Below are 16,192 nucleotides of genomic sequence, written 5' to 3' on the forward strand. Positions count from 1 at the left end.
AAGTCGTTGTTATCGTATATAAACTAAAAAACAGTAATTAATTAATGCAAGGGAGTTGTCCTTATGACATACAAATTTCCACCTGTAAGTTCCAAAGCCCCGCACATGTTGCATGGTGCAGACTATAACCCGGAACAATGGCTCCGCTATCCTGAAGTTCTGGAAGAAGATATTCGCTTGATGAAGCTTGCCAAGTGTAACGTGATGTCCATCGGTATCTTCTCATGGGTATCCCTTGAGCCGGAAGAGGGCGTATACACGTTTGAATGGCTGGATCAGGTGTTGGATCGTTTTGCAGCAAACGGCATCTATGCATTCCTCGCTACACCAAGTGGTGCCAGACCTGCCTGGATGTCCGCGAAGTACCCGGAAGTGCTCCGCGTATCCGAGAAGCGTGTCCGCAATCTGCATGGTTTCCGTCACAACCATTGTTATACTTCCCCGGTATACCGTGAGAAGGTTACTGCGATCAACACAAAACTGGCAGAACGTTATTCGGATCATCCGGCTGTAATCGGCTGGCATATCTCGAACGAGTTCGGCGGAGACTGTCATTGTGATTATTGTCAGGAAGCGTTCCGTGGTTGGGTTCAGAAGAAGTATAAAACACTCGATGAATTGAATCATTCGTGGTGGACGACATTCTGGAGCCATACGGTTACAGACTGGAGTCAAGTGGAATCTCCGGCTCCACACGGTGAGACACAGGTACACGCGATGAATCTGGACTGGCGCCGTTTCGTTACGGATCAGACAGCTGATTTTATCGTGCATGAAACAAAACCGTTGAAAGCTAAGAATCCCGATCTGCCAGTCACAACAAACCTGATGGAATTCTATGGCGGTCTGAACTATTGGAAGTTCGCTGATATTCTGGATTTCCTCTCTTGGGACAGTTATCCGACTTGGCATGATGCAGATGACGACGCGAAACAGGCATCCCGGATCGCCATGATGCATGATATCGTTCGTTCCATCAAAGGCGGTCAGCCGTTCTTGCTGATGGAGAGTACTCCAAGTTCGACGAATTGGCAAGATGTCAGCAAGCTGAAAAAACCTGGCATGCATCTGCTCTCTTCTCTTCAGGCTGTGGCACACGGTTCCGATAGTGTTCAGTACTTCCAGTGGAGAAAAAGCCGGGGGTCCAGTGAGAAACTTCATGGTGCGGTGGTAGACCACGTAGGAACGGAACACACTCGAGTGTTCCAAGATGTCACCGACGTAGGAACGGCTCTTGAAGGCATGGAAGCTATTGTAGGAACAGCGGTTCCGGCAGAAGTTGCAATCATTTTTGATTGGGAAAACCGCTGGGCCGTTAATGATTCCCAGGGTCCGCGTAATATCGGTGTGAAGTATGAGCAGACCGTGGAAGAGCATTACGAAGCGTTTTGGAAAAAGGGAGTCGCTGTAGACGTTATTGATATGGATGCAGATCTGTCCAAGTATAAGTTGCTGATTGCGCCAATGCTCTATCTGGTACGTGAAGGTGTCGGGGAACGTATTGAGAAGTTTGTAGAACAAGGTGGTACGTTTGTAGCAACTTACTGGTCTGGTATTGTTAACGAAAACGATCTGTGTTTCCTGGGTGGATTCCCAGGCCCGCTGCGTAAGACACTTGGCATCTGGTCCGAGGAAATTGACGGATTGCATGATCGTGATCTGAACGGAATCATTCCGGAGAAGGGCAATGAGCTTCAGCTCAATACAGCGTATGATGCAATTGAACTGTGTGATCTGATTCATCTGGAAGGCGCGAAGTCCCTGGCTACGTACCGTTCTGACTTCTATGCCGGACGCCCTGCATTGACGGTTAACCAGTTGGGTTCAGGGAAAGCATATTATGTAGCGACACGTCTGAAAGCACCATTCTATGATGATTTCTATGCGAAACTAATCGCTGACCTGAACATTGAGCGTGGACTTGAAACCGAGTTGCCTGCCGGAACAACGGCACATACACGTACAGATGGTACAGCAGATTATGTGTTTGTACAGAACTACACGCCAGATGAGAAGCTGGTTGAACTAGATGGACAGTCCTATACCGATCTGCTCAGTGGTGATGCTGTGGAAGCAAGTCTCAGCTTGAAGCCATATGACATTTGTGTTCTGCGCAGACCGGCTGCTCGAAAATAATATAGGTTCTATATGTTACTAAATAAATGAAGTTAGTAATTAGAAGAGAGTGCCCTGAACGCCTGCATTGGTGTTCAGGGCATCTTTTTTATTTTATGCATTTGGGCTGTTGAACCACTTTTTCTGGACAAGATAAAGGATAAACGTGTCCGCGTAGCGAAGACAAACACGTAACATGTAACTCAAGACTTTCAGTCTGGGAGGAATGGAAATGAATCAAAGGAATCTGGATGGTAACAGCATTATTATTCGACTGGAAATGACAACTAAGGATATCAAGTTTGGCGAAGTGGCTTCGGCCATCTCGGAAGCTGGGGGAGACATCATTGCCATCGACGTGATTTCCACCAATCAGGATGTAAGCGTGCGCGACTTGACGGTCGCAGTTACAGATGCACAAGATAACAGTAAAATTATAGAAGGGGTACGCCAGCTTAAAGGTGTGTCCATTATTAATGTATCGGATCGGACGTTCCTGCTTCATCTGGGCGGTAAGATCGAAGTAACACCAAAGACCCCGATTCAAAACCGGGAAGATCTGTCACGTGTGTACACTCCGGATGTGGCTCGTGTATGTTCAGCCATTTCAGAAGAACCCGGCAAAGCCTTCTCATTGACAATTAAACGGAATACAGTGGCCGTCGTATCTGATGGCAGTGCAGTGCTTGGGCTTGGTAATATTGGGCCTCGTGCAGCGATGCCTGTCATGGAAGGTAAAGCGATGTTATTCAAACAGTTTGCAGGTGTGGATGCTTTCCCAATCTGCCTGGACACACAGGATACCGAGGAAATCATACGTACTGTGAAAGCGATATCACCTGGTTTTGGCGGCATTAATCTGGAGGATATCTCGTCACCGCGTTGTTTCGAAATTGAGCGTCGTCTGAATGAGGAATTGGACATTCCTGTATTTCATGATGACCAGCATGGCACAGCGGTTGTATTATATGCTGGTCTGATCAATGCGCTCAAACTGGTGGGCAAGTCCATTGAAGATGTGAAGATTGTGGTCTGTGGCATCGGTGCAGCAGGTGTAGCATGCAGCAATATATTATTGTCCGCGGGAGCCAGCCGGCTTATAGGTGTCGATCGTGAGGGTGCGATTGTACGGACACAAACCTATGAGAATGAAGTCTGGAGTGATTATGCAGCTCGTACTAATCCCGAACTGGAGACTGGCTCACTGCGTGATGTCATTCGTGGAGCCGATGTGTTCATTGGCCTGTCCCGCGGGAATCTGTTAACTCGCGAAGATGTTCAAACCATGGCAGAAGATCCAATCGTGTTTGCAATGGCAAACCCGGTACCTGAGATTATGCCTGCCTTGGTGGAAGATATTGTAGCGGTAATGGCAACAGGACGATCCGATTATCCGAATCAGATCAACAACGTTTTATGTTTCCCAGGCATCTTCAGGGCAGTTCTGGATTGCCGAGCCACCGAAATTAATGAAGAAATGAAGCTGGCAGCCGCTCAAGCGATTGCTTCGGCCATAACGGATGAAGAGCGTACACGTTATTACATTATTCCGAGTGTGTTCAATGATAAAGTGGTCAAATCGATGCGCAGTCGCGTGATTGAAGCAGCTGTTAAAACGGGTGTGGCACGACGTATTCCGCGTGAACAGGCCCGTGAAGGCGGGGAATCGTAAGATGTCAGAGAACCCTCTTCAACCTGGTGGGAATCTGCAGGAATTAGGGCACATGCATAAAATAGATGGAATAACGGCAGGAGAGGCTATTCTGCGCGCCGCCCGATCCTTTGTTCAAGGGGACTCATCCAAGCATAGTGATGGTCATGACTGGCCGCACATTGAACGGGTAACGGCACTTGCGGTTGAACTCGCTCACCGCATGGGTGCAGATCCATTTGTCTGCGAACTGGCTGCATTATTACATGATGTACCGGATGAGAAGCTGAATGAGAGCTTGGAAGCCGGGATGGCCAAACTGAATGACTGGCTGGATACCCAGCCTCTTGACCCGGATATACGTAACAAGGTTGTGGGTATTATTAGTACCATCTCATATGCGGGAGGACAGCGTCCTGCGGTCAGTTCGCTTGAAGCACAGGTTGTTCAGGATGCGGATCGACTGGATGCACTGGGTGCGATTGGGATCGCGCGAACCTTTGCCTTTTCAGGCGCCAGAGGGCGCGAGATGTACGATCCGTCCCTTCCCCCACGGGAGCAGATGACCCGTGAGGAATATCGCAATGGGCGTAGCACAACGATAAATCACTTTTACGAGAAGTTGTTCAAGCTCAAGGATCTGATGAATACCTCCTATGGCAAGGAGCTGGCGGAGCTGCGTCATGATTATATGGTGCAGTTTGTGGACCAGTTCAAAAGGGAATGGGAGGGTACGGACCGTTAGGCAGGCATAATAAGCATGAGCATTCCACAGAAGTATCATAAGTAACAGAGGCGAATCTTTGAAGTGGCGAAAATCCATTTTGAAGATTTGCTTCTTTTTGGGTTAATAATGTGTATTAACATACATAAAGAAATCAATTTCATAATACCTCTGACTTATGACATGGCAACGGAAGACCTTACATGGTACAATAAATCGTTCTCCTGAATGAATTCAGGCAAAAAAAGAAATATGGGGTAATAATGAACATGATTATCAAATGTAAAATTTCAGGTTCGGTAAAGAGGAGGGGTCACCACCATGTCGTTTGGTGCACGTGTACTTAAGACGGGGATCGCGGTCACGCTTGCCTTGTACCTAAGCAGCCTGTTCTTGAACCCGCAATCTCCCGTGCCTGCCGCAATCGCGGCTATATTCGCCATGCAGCCTTCCATCTATCGTTCCTGGAAATACTTCCTGGATCAATTGCAAACGACCACGCTGGGAGCTATTGTGGCCTTGGTGGGAGGCATGGTGTTGTCTAATGAGCCAATCGCCGTTGGATTAATTATTGTACTTGTCATCATGATCTGTCTTAAATTGAATATGGGTGAGACGGTTGGCCTGACACTGGTCACGGTTGTATCCATTATGGAAGCCTCGGGTGACTGGCATTTTGCACTCAATCGTTTTCTGTTGACACTGGTTGGTATTGTATCGGCGTTTCTCATCAACATTACCGTATTTCCTCCGAAACCTAAGGTTCAGTTCGTGAAGCAGATCCATAGTGTATTCAGCGGTATGTCGTTGCTTCTGCGAACTTCGATCTCGGATGAGATCAAGGAAGTTGTATTCCGGGAGGAGAAAAGCAACCTGGGCGGTTCCATTAAGTCTTTGTCCGACAAGTATAACTTGTTCGAAGAGGAACAGAAAAAGATGAAACGTTCGAAATTCAGCGAAACTCGTCAGATGGTGGTCTACAAACAAATGCTGCTGAGTCTGCAAAAAGGGTATGAGGTGCTGGATTCGGTGGAACGCCACTATTTCCAGGCACCGAGGACAACGGCCATGGATCAGTTTTTTGACTCACATCTTGAACTGGTTATCAAATTCCATGAGCATGCACTGCTCAAGTTCGAGGATAAGCTGAAACCTAATGGGGAAGAGGCCGCACAGTTTGTATTGGATAATGACCGTTTCATGGAGCAGGCGATCACCCAATTTGATATCGACAAGGAAGGGATGTTACGATTGTCCATCGTGGCTGCTGCCATTTATGATTACGGATATCAACTGGAACGTCTGAATCGACTTGCCGAACATGTGCATAGCGCCAGTGAAGACAAAGAATCACAGGACAAAATTTTGAATTGGCTTAAGTGGCCTTGATAACGAATTGCGCACCTGGTTGGCGATCATATACAATGTAGTTACAACATAGCCCGGACAATCGTGTCCGGGTTGTTTTGTCATACATATGGCTGAAGGGCATGAATGAATATTAACGAACTGAGGGATAGAGACATGATTATAGAGGAATTGGACGCTGAACTAATGGAATGGTTGAGTGGGACAAATCTGGAGCATAAACAGCATGAAGCCATGCAACTGCTGACCGTATCTGAGGATCAGTGGCCGCATCAGGCGATGATCAGTATGGGGGAAGTGATTGCGATAAATCCGCATAAGCTCAGACTTGCTTTATGGCAAGGAACACAGACCAGTATGAACATGAGCAAAACAGGCAAGGCTACCTTGATTGCGGTTCAAGGACATCGATTGTTGCATATCCGTATAGAAGTAGAACGGCTGCCTGAGATGAAGGGGGCTGTTCATCCGAGAGATCGTTTTGAAGCACAAGTGCTCCAGGTACGTGTAGATCACGCGCCATATGCGGAGATCACTTCAGGAATAACCTTTCAATTAAAAGATGAACTTGGAGCAATTACACGCTGGAAAGAGACGATTGAAGAATTACGAAAGTAGGCAGGAGTAGCCAGGTCAGTTGAGGACCCGGTGATTGGGTAATAATGAAGAAGAAAACAACAAAAAACGCCTCCGCTTGCATCGGGACGTTGTCACTGGTACAATAAAAAATGGTTTTCAGAAAATTAGAACTAATTAACATATAATTAAAATGTTTACTTTCTAATAATTATACCATTGCCTTTTCGGGCTTGTCAAATGGGATTTTGAGGACACAATCCGGGGAAAGAGGGGCTATTAACATATGAGTACAGATCAGCAATGGAATGAGGAACAACAACGGGTCAATACCGTGACCGATCAGATTGAACGCAAGATCACAACGCTGGAAGATGAAGTTGGTTCCTTCCGTGACGAAGTGGTTGGCATGAGAAAAGACTTCTGGGACGAAGTCACGATGAACTTTAGCGAAGCGGATGATGTCGGGGAGACTTCAACCAGCATGCGGCAGCAGTCACAGGTATTGTCCGATCGGGAGCGTAGCCATCTCAATACAGCGGCTGCGTTGGATAAAATGAAACGACTGCATCATTCACCGTATTTTGGGCGCATTGATTTCAAAGAAGATGGGTATCCAAATGCAGAACGTATTTATCTCGGCATTGCATCGTTGCTGGATGAGAAGGAAGAATCTTTTCTGGTCTACGACTGGCGTGCGCCAATCTCCAACCTGTATTATGACGGAGCACCGGGTCCAATCACGTATCATACACCAAGCGGGGAGATCAGCGGTGATATAGAGATGAAGCGGCAGTTTGTCATTCGGGACGGTCGTATCCGGTTTATGTTTGACACAGGGGTTACGATTGGTGATGAGTTGTTGCAGGCCGTGCTCAGTCGAACTTCGGATGCACAGATGAAGAGTATTGTAGCGACCATTCAGAAGGAGCAAAACCGGATTATCCGTAATGACCGGACACGTATGCTCATTGTGCAAGGCGCAGCCGGCAGTGGCAAAACATCCGCGGCGCTCCAGCGTGTGGCATATCTTCTCTATAAATACCGCGAGCATCTGCAAGCGGATCAGATGGTTCTTTTTTCACCAAATCCAATGTTCAACAGTTATGTCTCCACGGTACTGCCTGAGCTTGGGGAGGAAAACATGTTGCAAACGACCTTCCAGGAGTATCTGGAACGCCGTTTGGGTCGTGAATATCAACTGGAAGATCCGTTTATTCAGCTTGAATATGTACTTACGGGGACGGAAGATCCCGATTACGATGTTCGCATGTCCAGCATTCGCTTCAAGTCGTCCGAAACGTTCCTCAAGGTGATTACACGTTATAAGGAAAGTATGTTGTCAGGTGGCATGAAATTCAAGCCGGTTCGCTTCCAGGGCCGAGCGATTGTCACGTCAGAGGCTATGGCTGAGAAATTCTACAGCTTCGAGTCATCCGTTAAGCTGGTGAGTCGACTGGAGCTGTTACGGGACTGGATGCTGAAAGAACTGTCTGCCTTTGGTAAAGGTGAACTGGATGCGCCTTGGGTTGATCAGCAGCTTGATCTGATGGAGCCGGAGGATCTGCAACGTGCGTATCAACGGTTGAAGCGTAAGCAAAAAGGAAAGACCCATACGTTTAATGACTTTGAGCAGGAAAGAGAAATTCTGGCACGTATGGTGGTCAGTGACCGACTCAAACCATTGCGGAAATGGATCAAGTCCTTACGATTTGTTGATATAAGACAATTATATGCACATCTGTTCAACGATCAGGCTCAGATGGAGCGATTGCTGGGTGACGAAGCGCTGCCTGCTCAATGGGATGAAATCTGTAAGATGACTTTACGCAGATTGAAGCTTCAGGAGTTGGCATATGAAGATATTACGCCATACTTGTACTTGCGTGAGCTTATGCTTGGATTCCATATTAACTCCAATATCCGCCATGTCATCATTGATGAAGCTCAGGATTATTCCGCGTTTCAGTTGGCATTTATGAAGAGATTGTTCCCACGGGCGAAAATAACAGCACTTGGTGACTTTAATCAGGCCATCTATGCCCACTCTTCAGTACTTAGTGGAACAGGACCCTTGACTAACCTGTACGGACCAGACAACACGGAAGTCATTGAGCTGACCAGAAGTTATCGATCTACCCGGGAGATCGTGGAGTTTACACGTGGCATGGTGCCTGGTGGGGAAGAGATTATTCCATTTAACCGCAGCGGTGAGAAACCTAAAGTGATCGTTTCTTCTGATTCAGAGCGTCATATGAATGTCATCACGACAGACTTGAAGCACTTGATTAAGGAAGGGTACGAATCGGTTGCAGTTATCTGCAAGACCGCAGAAGAGAGCAGAGACGTCCATGCTGCATTGAGTAAGGCGCTGCCCACAGCACCGAAGTTAATCAAGAAAACAACGCTGGCTTTTGAGCAGGGTGTTCATGTGATCCCGGCGTATCTGGCCAAAGGTGTGGAATTCGATGCTGTCCTGATCTATGACGGCTCTGCGGAGCAGTATGCTCAGGAGCATGAACGCAAGTTGTTCTATACGGCTTGCACACGAGCGATGCATCTGCTGCACGTTTACTGCGTGGGCACACCGAGTCCGTTCATTACCGCCCAGTCGGAAGAACAGTATGATCTTGGCAAGGTGTCTACTGCGCAAGTGGACTGACATATCACTTCATATGCATGAGGAAGGCTTCCGTTCAATGGAACGGGAGTTTTTCTGTATATGATACATATATCGGGAAGAAGCTAGCATTGCGAGGGAATTATACGTGATGAGGTTACAGCCATATAGGTGATCGTATTAAATGAAAACGTATTGAATGATAATACCTAACGTGAATTCGTAAGGATTGGGTCCCGTGGATAAATATGACTTGATAATTTGTATTCAAGCACAATGGATGTGATTTTTCTTTACACATGAGGTCTGGACTCATATAATCGTAACAATATATTTTTTTTGGATCGTTTATTAAAGGAGGCAACCATATGAACAAATCATCTTTTGAACGGCCACTTATGGCCGATTGTGTACCTGACCTGGTCGCTACAGCACGGGGAGATTTGCCAGCGACTTTGGTCATTCGGGGAGGTACGCTGGTCAACGTGATATCAGGTGAGATTTTGCCTGAGATGTCCATAGCTGTACAGGGAGCTCGAATCGCTTATGTCGGCAAAGATGTAAGTCACACCATTGGAGAACATACCCGGATTATAGAAGCAAACGGCAAGTATATCGCTCCTGGTCTGCTGGATGGACACTGCCATATCGAAAGTACACAGATGAAAGTAACCGAGTTTGCGAGAGCGGTATTGCCTTCAGGCACGACCGGAGGTTTCTTTGACCCGCATGAGATCTCTAACGTGCTTGGTCTCAAAGGTCTGAGACTGATGCTGGATGAAGCGCGGACCACACCGATGGCAGCTTATATGCAGGTGGCTTCCTGTGTGCCTTCCACACATCCAGGATTGGAGACAACAGGTGCTTATATCGGGCCTGAAGAGGTAGCTGAGGCTCTTTCCTGGGGTCCGGACATGATTGGCCTTGGTGAAGTGATGAACTTCCCTGGGGTAGTCTATGGGGACGAGACGATGATCGGTGAGATACAGGCGACCCTCCGGGCAGGTAAAGTGGCAGATGGTCACTTTACCTGGGCAGCAGATGACTGGCGTCTGCCAGCTTATGCAGCGAGTGGTGTTACAGGGGATCATGAATGTGTGACCAAGGAAGATGTGGTCGAACGTCTGCGACTCGGGATGTACGCGAAGATGCGCCAAGGTTCGGCATGGCATGATGTGGCTGAGACAATCAAAGCTTGTACCGAGCTTGGACTGGATACACGCCGGATGATGCTGGTGACCGATGACCGAAGCTCTGAATCCCTTCTCAAAGAAGGACATATGGACTTTGTTGTTCGTCTCGCAATCTCCCAAGGTGTGAAGCCGGTCACGGCTTTCCAAATGGCTACCATTAACACGGCTGAGCGCTTCGGGGTTGCGCGCGACATCGGTGCGGTTATTCCGGGCAATATAGCTGATATTATTCTGCTGGACGGCCGTCTGGCGGATGTACGTGTGGGAATGACGATTGCTGCCGGGCAAGTTGTGGCCGAGAATGGGAAAATGACGGCGGTCTGGGACAGCTTCACGTATCCTGAGGAAGCACTGAACACGGTGAAGTTGGAAGCTAATATTCAGCCAAAGGATCTGGAGCTGGCTGCACCCATCACAGAGGGTACGATTGGTGCCAAAATCATTCATGTGACAGAGAACCATGTGGATACGAAGGAGAAACACCTGCCTGTTACCGTAGAGAACGGCAAGGTTGTGGTTTCAACTTCAGGGGAAGTATGCAAAATTGCGGTATTGGAGCGTCACAAACAAACCGGGAATCGGGCGGTAGCGCTTGTTGGAGGCATCGGCTTCACATCACCTGCGGCGATTGCGATGACAGTTGCTCATGATAGTCACAACCTGTTGATTATCGGTAATGATGATGCGCTAATGGCTGAAGCCGGTAATCGCGTCATTCGTATGCAGGGCGGGGTCGCGGTGGTAACGGCGGAAGGTGTAACCGAATTCCCGCTGCGGATTGCAGGTTTGATGTCAACCGAGCCCTTCGAAGTCGTTGCAGCCCAATCGGCAGCAGTCAGTGAAGCTTTACAGTCGGCAGGATGCACGTTGAATAATGCGTTCATGACGCTTTCGTTGCTCGCGCTGGTTGTGATTCCAGAATTACGTTTGTCCGACAAGGGGCTTGTGCGGATCTCGGCAGAAGGTATTGAACTGGTGTCTCTTTTCGATGAAGTGGTTGACAATACACCGGTAGCTACATCGGGTAATGAATGAACGGAAATGTCGACTAGACATCATTAAATAGGGTTCCATATAAAGCCGCCTTAGGGCGGTTTTTTGGTGTGTTTTGAGAGAAAACGCTTTCTAGGTCTTCTGGAGCTTGGTGTACATATGGCAATAATGACTGAAGTCATGCTGAAATAAGGGATAATTTAGAAAATAGTGAATAATTGTGACTTTTGAACTATACATACAGAACTATGAATTCCCGAAATATAGTTATATGATTCTTTCGTAGTGAGTCTTAAAGATGATATTGCATATAGAAGCAATCCAAATTCGTCGTACCTAATAAATATCCATTAAATGAATATGAAACGACACAATTTCATCCAGATTTGCACGTCAGAGCTGATAACTTCAGAGGGAGTGTACAAATATGAAAAGCAAAAGGGGTTACCGTTTTATCTTATTATTGAGTTGTTTGATCCTGTGTGCGAGTACAGCCTGTTCTTCCAAAGCCATAGCGGATGGTTCGGTCGACAGTTATGCAACGATTCATGGAAAACTTGATGTACCGGTGAGAGCGACTTGGGTGTGGGATACCACCCAGATCCGAAGTAATCCTCAAGAGGTGTTAAATTACGCTACAGCGAACAAGATCAATACGATCTATCTGCAGATGAACCGGGATATAAAAATTCCTGAGTATAAAAGTTTTATCCGCCAGGCGAGAGCTAAGAACATTGCAGTTGACGTCATGGATGGAAGATCAGCCTGGGGGTTGACGGAAAGTCGGGAGCAGATTGCATCTTTCCTGGACTGGGTCGAGGCATATCAGGCACAGGCGTTGTCCAATGAGAAATTTGCTGGTATTCATCTGGATATTGAGCCACATGTGCACCCGCAGTGGAAAATCAATCAGGCCAGTGTGATTACCCAGTGGCAAGGAAATGTGGAGTACATTGTTGAGCGAGCATCACGGATGAAAATGCCGGTAGCGGCTGATCTGCCTTTTTGGCTGGATAACTACAAGATTCCGAATTCCACGATGGCCGTAAGCAGCTGGATGATTCGCAAGTTTGATTCCATCACCATTATGGCTTACCGCGATACAGCTGCTGCAATCTATAGTGTAGCGAAGGATGAACTTGCAGAAGCAGCTCTGCTTGGCAAGACGATCTCGATCGCCGTGGAAACAAAGCAAAGTAAGGAAGGCGATTTCATTACTTTTTATGAAGAGGGATCTGCTTATATGGAAGCACAATTAAAGTTGGTCGAAAAAATGGCTTCAGTACATGCGTCCTTTAACGGTTTCTCCGTACATGAGTACACTTCATGGAAGACGCTGAAAAAGTGAGGCCAATGTTAAGCTTCAAAGCGTAAGACTGATAGCAGCGAGTGAGATGATTTCTAACTGAGCCAATGTGGCTCAGATCAGATCGTTACCTCACTCGTTAGCAGGAAAGTTGATGAAGAAGATAAAGAAGGTGCTTGCAGCTGAATAGCTGTGAGCACCTTCTTCTTTTACACCTGAACTAGGGCAGACTCCATTCCTACGTTCTCATAGAACATTCTGCGATACTGTGAAGGTGTGGTGGCTTTATGCTTTTTAAATGTAGTGATGAAGTAGCTTAGATGCTCAAAACCCACATCCATGGCAATATCTACAATCTTGTGATCCGTATTCTCAAGCTGAACGCAGGCCTGTTGAACACGGTAATAGTTAATGTAATCAACAGGTGTTTTCTGCACCATCTGTTTGAAGAAACGACAGAAGTGCCCTTCACTCATATTGGCCTCATCAGCAAGTTCTTTCAGCTTTAATGGTTCAGGATACCGTTTGTGAATATAACCGAGCACGGATTTCAGGCGCTCTACCTTGTCATGACTCCCTGTAGCCACAGTGCCTTTGAGCGGAGCAGGTCTCATATGTTCGAACATTCGGGCAAATATGAGGTACAGGTAGGCTTTTGTTGACATTTCACACGTTTCGGTTCGGCTAGCATGGTCTGCAAATATACGTTTCAGGAGATCCAGAATTTCTTGTCCCCAATCTTCATCTGCCTTGATATGGCTGGGGGGAATCACCATTTTGCGTACCAGTGGACCGATGAATTTCTCTTGGACCGTATCAAAGGTACGGCTGCCAAGCAGCTCGGGATTAAATACAATGGAAGAGAATACGCAGGGCACATCGCCCTTCAGATACCCCGCATGAATCTCACCTCGATTGATGAAAATGGCTTCTCCAGCTTGAACTTCAACGGTGTTCATATCAATCTGAAAGACGGCGCAGCCCTGGGTCACCATGGTGAACTCCATCTCATCATGCCAGTGGCAATCGAGAATGCTATCCCCGTTCAGTTGTTGAATATCCGGGTACACACTGACGGGATACATGGCATTGCCGTGAATCCGGTCTTCCCGTAATCGTTCACGTTCCATATCAGATTCTCCTTTTGTATCATTATTAATGTAATCGTTTCCATAGATTGGTGATGATGTTCAAGAATCGGATGTTTATTATCAAAATAGTGATATATTTAGTCAAAATAAGAGAAGAAATTCGTTATTAATATCAATATTATTATAATATAACCAAAGGGGGAAAGAAAACATGAAATTTACTGATGGATTCTGGATGACTCGTGAAGGGTACCAGATTCAAAACCCGACTGACATTCGTGATATTGTGCAAAAAGAGAATTCTGTGACCGTATATGCGGCAACTAAATATATTCGCAGCAAAGGCGACACGTTGAACGGTACATTGTTGAAAGCAACGTACAGCTCACCAATGCCTAACGTTATTCGTGTAACTCTGAATCACCATAAAGGCGGAGTGAAAAAAGGGCCTGAATTTGAGCTTAACACACAAGAAGCCAACGTTGAGATCTCAAAACATGAACAAGGTGCTGTTTTGAAAAGTGGTAATCTGGAAGTTCAAATCGACAAAACAAACGGTTGGGACATAAGCTTCCTGTATGGAGGAAAACGGATTACAGGTAGCGGTCAAAGAGCGGCTGGTTATATTACAGGTCCAAGCAAGGAAGCATACTTCCGCGAGCAGCTTGATCTCGGTATTGGTGAATACGTTTACGGACTCGGTGAGCGCTTCACACCGTTTGTTAAGAATGGCCAAATCGTCGATACCTGGAATGAGGACGGTGGTACAAGCAGTGAGCAGTCCTATAAAAACATTCCATTCTACCTGTCCAATAAAGGATATGGCGTATTTGTAAATCATCCTGAACGCGTATCGTATGAGATTGCATCCGAGAATGTATCTAAAGTGCAGTTCAGCGTAGAAGGCGAGACGTTGGAGTACTTCATTATCGGCGGTGACAATCCAAAGGATGTACTTGATAATTATACGAAATTAACTGGTAAACCAGCGCTTCCACCGGCATGGACTTTTGGTCTGTGGCTGACAACGTCATTCACAACGGATTACGACGAAGCAACGGTTAATCATTTCGTAGATGGTATGGCTGAACGTGATCTGCCACTTTCTGTATTCCATTTTGACTGCTTCTGGATGAAGGAATACCAATGGTCTGATTTTGTATGGGATGAAGCGATGTTCCCGGATCCAGAAGGCATGCTTGCACGTCTGAAAGAGAAGGGCCTTAAAATCTGTGCTTGGATCAATCCATATATCGCAGAAAAATCCTATTTGTTCGATGAAGGTATGGAGAACGGTTATCTGGTGAAAACAGCCGATGGCAGCGTATGGCAATGGGATATGTGGCAAGCAGGTATGGCTCTGGTTGACTTCACAAATCCGGATGCTGTGAACTGGTATAAGAGTAAGCTGGAAGTCCTGCTGGATCAAGGTGTAGATTCCTTCAAGACCGACTTCGGTGAAAGAATTCCGACAGATGTTGTGTACTTCGATGGTTCTGATCCGGTTAAAATGCACAACTATTATACACAGCTCTATAACAAAGCTGTATTTGAATTGCTCGAAGAGAAGATTGGCAAAAACGAAGCTGCCCTGTTTGCACGCTCTGCAACAGCAGGTGGGCAACAATTCCCGGTTCACTGGGGCGGTGACTGCTCTTCCACGTATGAATCCATGGCTGAATCGCTTCGCGGTGGCCTCTCGCTCGGACTTTCCGGTTTCGGATTCTGGAGCCATGATATCAGTGGTTTTGAAAGCACAGCGAGCCCTGACGTATACAAACGCTGGGTACAATTCGGACTGTTATCTTCACACAGTCGCCTGCACGGAAGCACTTCGTATCGTGTGCCTTGGCTGTTTGACGAGGAGTCCGTGGACGTTGTTCGTGACTTTACCAAACTCAAAATCAGCCTGATGCCGTACCTGTACAATTCTGCGGTAGAGTCAACGGTAAAAGGTATTCCGATGATGCGCGCTATGCTGCTGGACTTCCCAGAGGACCCAACAACATATAGCCTGGATACGCAATACATGTTCGGTGATTCAATTTTGGTGGCTCCAATCTTCAACAAGGAGGGTGATGTTCGTTATTACCTGCCTGAAGGAACTTGGACGAACTATCTTACAGGAGCGAAAGTACAAGGTGGACGCTGGATCAGTGAAAACCATGACTTCAAAACACTGCCAATGATGATTAAGCCAAACAGTCTGATCGCTGTGGGTGCGGTGGATAGCAAACCGGATTACGACTTTGCAAATGATGTGTCCTTGCACTTGTTCGAACTGGCTGATGGCCAAACGGCTCAAGCGGTCGTTGTGAACCAAGCGGCAGAGAAGGAGCTGACAGTTAACGTTACACGTAATGGATCAGTGCTGGATGTTCGTGCTGAAGGTGCAGGTAAACCTTGGAACATCGTGCTTCGCGGTATTGAAAGTGTATCCAGCGTTGAAGGTGGTTCCCAAGTGTCTGGTGCAAATGGTGTCGTTGTTACAGCAGCCACAGGCGCAAGCGCGCTTACAATCCAACTTTAAAATGATATAGTAAAAGAAAAGGACG

At 46.9% G+C, this 16,192-nt stretch carries 10 protein-coding genes; 9 read left to right on the forward strand and 1 reads right to left on the reverse strand.

Annotated elements, in window-relative coordinates; all coding sequences use genetic code 11:
- The first annotated feature begins 63 nt into the window (after positions 1-63).
- The 8 genes from MHI12_RS10510 (at position 64) to MHI12_RS10545 (ending at position 12,588) form a co-directional block, all read left to right on the forward strand.
- Positions 64-2,136, forward strand: a complete 2,073-nt coding sequence (locus MHI12_RS10510; protein WP_338593722.1) for a beta-galactosidase — start codon at positions 64-66, stop codon at positions 2,134-2,136.
- A gap of 211 nt (positions 2,137-2,347) precedes the next feature.
- Positions 2,348-3,787, forward strand: a complete 1,440-nt coding sequence (locus MHI12_RS10515; RefSeq protein ID WP_339300573.1) for an NAD-dependent malic enzyme — start codon at positions 2,348-2,350, stop codon at positions 3,785-3,787.
- A 52-nt stretch (positions 3,788-3,839) separates the two neighbouring features.
- Positions 3,840-4,511 carry an HD domain-containing protein gene (locus MHI12_RS10520; protein ID WP_405172968.1) on the forward strand — a complete coding sequence of 224 codons (672 nt, stop codon included), beginning with the start codon at positions 3,840-3,842 and terminating at the stop codon, positions 4,509-4,511.
- A gap of 300 nt (positions 4,512-4,811) precedes the next feature.
- Positions 4,812-5,879: an aromatic acid exporter family protein gene (locus tag MHI12_RS10525; RefSeq protein WP_017689291.1), complete on the forward strand. Its 1,068-nt coding sequence runs from the start codon at positions 4,812-4,814 to the stop codon at positions 5,877-5,879.
- A 105-nt stretch (positions 5,880-5,984) separates the two neighbouring features.
- Positions 5,985-6,476: a pyridoxamine 5'-phosphate oxidase family protein gene (locus MHI12_RS10530; protein ID WP_341006847.1), complete on the forward strand. Its 492-nt coding sequence runs from the start codon at positions 5,985-5,987 to the stop codon at positions 6,474-6,476.
- Positions 6,477-6,720: 244 nt separating this feature from the next.
- Positions 6,721-9,096, forward strand: a complete 2,376-nt coding sequence (gene helD, locus MHI12_RS10535; RefSeq protein ID WP_405172328.1) for an RNA polymerase recycling motor HelD — start codon at positions 6,721-6,723, stop codon at positions 9,094-9,096.
- Between the two features lie 326 nt (positions 9,097-9,422).
- Entirely contained in the window at positions 9,423-11,282 is a 1,860-nt protein-coding gene (locus MHI12_RS10540; RefSeq protein WP_341006849.1) for an adenine deaminase C-terminal domain-containing protein, read from the forward strand.
- 385 nt (positions 11,283-11,667) lie between these two features.
- Positions 11,668-12,588: a hypothetical protein gene (locus MHI12_RS10545; protein ID WP_405172329.1), complete on the forward strand. Its 921-nt coding sequence runs from the start codon at positions 11,668-11,670 to the stop codon at positions 12,586-12,588.
- A 167-nt stretch (positions 12,589-12,755) separates the two neighbouring features.
- Here the strand turns inward: MHI12_RS10545 and MHI12_RS10550 are convergent, their stop codons facing one another.
- On the reverse strand, positions 12,756-13,676 hold the full coding sequence (locus MHI12_RS10550) for a helix-turn-helix domain-containing protein (protein WP_405172330.1): 921 nt from the start codon (positions 13,674-13,676) through the stop codon (positions 12,756-12,758).
- A gap of 172 nt (positions 13,677-13,848) precedes the next feature.
- Between MHI12_RS10550 and yicI the strand changes: the two genes are divergently transcribed.
- A complete protein-coding gene (gene yicI / locus MHI12_RS10555; protein ID WP_405172331.1) occupies positions 13,849-16,167 on the forward strand; it encodes an alpha-xylosidase in 2,319 nt (772 codons plus the stop codon).
- Positions 16,168-16,192 lie beyond the last annotated feature (25 nt).

The sequence above is a fragment of the Paenibacillus sp. FSL H8-0280 genome (genome assembly GCF_045040665.1).
Taxonomy (GTDB): Bacteria; Bacillota; Bacilli; order Paenibacillales; family Paenibacillaceae; genus Paenibacillus; species Paenibacillus xylanexedens_A.

Excerpts from the sequence above, each read along its gene's own strand:
- MHI12_RS10510 (WP_338593722.1), top strand. The coding sequence starts at position 64 with ATGACATACAAATTTCCACCTGTAAGTTCCAAAGCCCCGCACATGTTG.
- MHI12_RS10515 (WP_339300573.1), top strand. The coding sequence starts at position 2,348 with ATGAATCAAAGGAATCTGGATGGTAACAGCATTATTATTCGACTGGAA.
- MHI12_RS10520 (WP_405172968.1), top strand. The coding sequence starts at position 3,840 with ATGCATAAAATAGATGGAATAACGGCAGGAGAGGCTATTCTGCGCGCC.
- MHI12_RS10525 (WP_017689291.1), top strand. The coding sequence starts at position 4,812 with ATGTCGTTTGGTGCACGTGTACTTAAGACGGGGATCGCGGTCACGCTT.
- MHI12_RS10530 (WP_341006847.1), top strand. The coding sequence starts at position 5,985 with ATGAATATTAACGAACTGAGGGATAGAGACATGATTATAGAGGAATTG.
- helD (WP_405172328.1), top strand. The coding sequence starts at position 6,721 with ATGAGTACAGATCAGCAATGGAATGAGGAACAACAACGGGTCAATACC.
- MHI12_RS10540 (WP_341006849.1), top strand. The coding sequence starts at position 9,423 with ATGAACAAATCATCTTTTGAACGGCCACTTATGGCCGATTGTGTACCT.
- MHI12_RS10545 (WP_405172329.1), top strand. The coding sequence starts at position 11,668 with ATGAAAAGCAAAAGGGGTTACCGTTTTATCTTATTATTGAGTTGTTTG.
- MHI12_RS10550 (WP_405172330.1), bottom strand. The coding sequence starts at position 13,676 with ATGGAACGTGAACGATTACGGGAAGACCGGATTCACGGCAATGCCATG.
- yicI (WP_405172331.1), top strand. The coding sequence starts at position 13,849 with ATGAAATTTACTGATGGATTCTGGATGACTCGTGAAGGGTACCAGATT.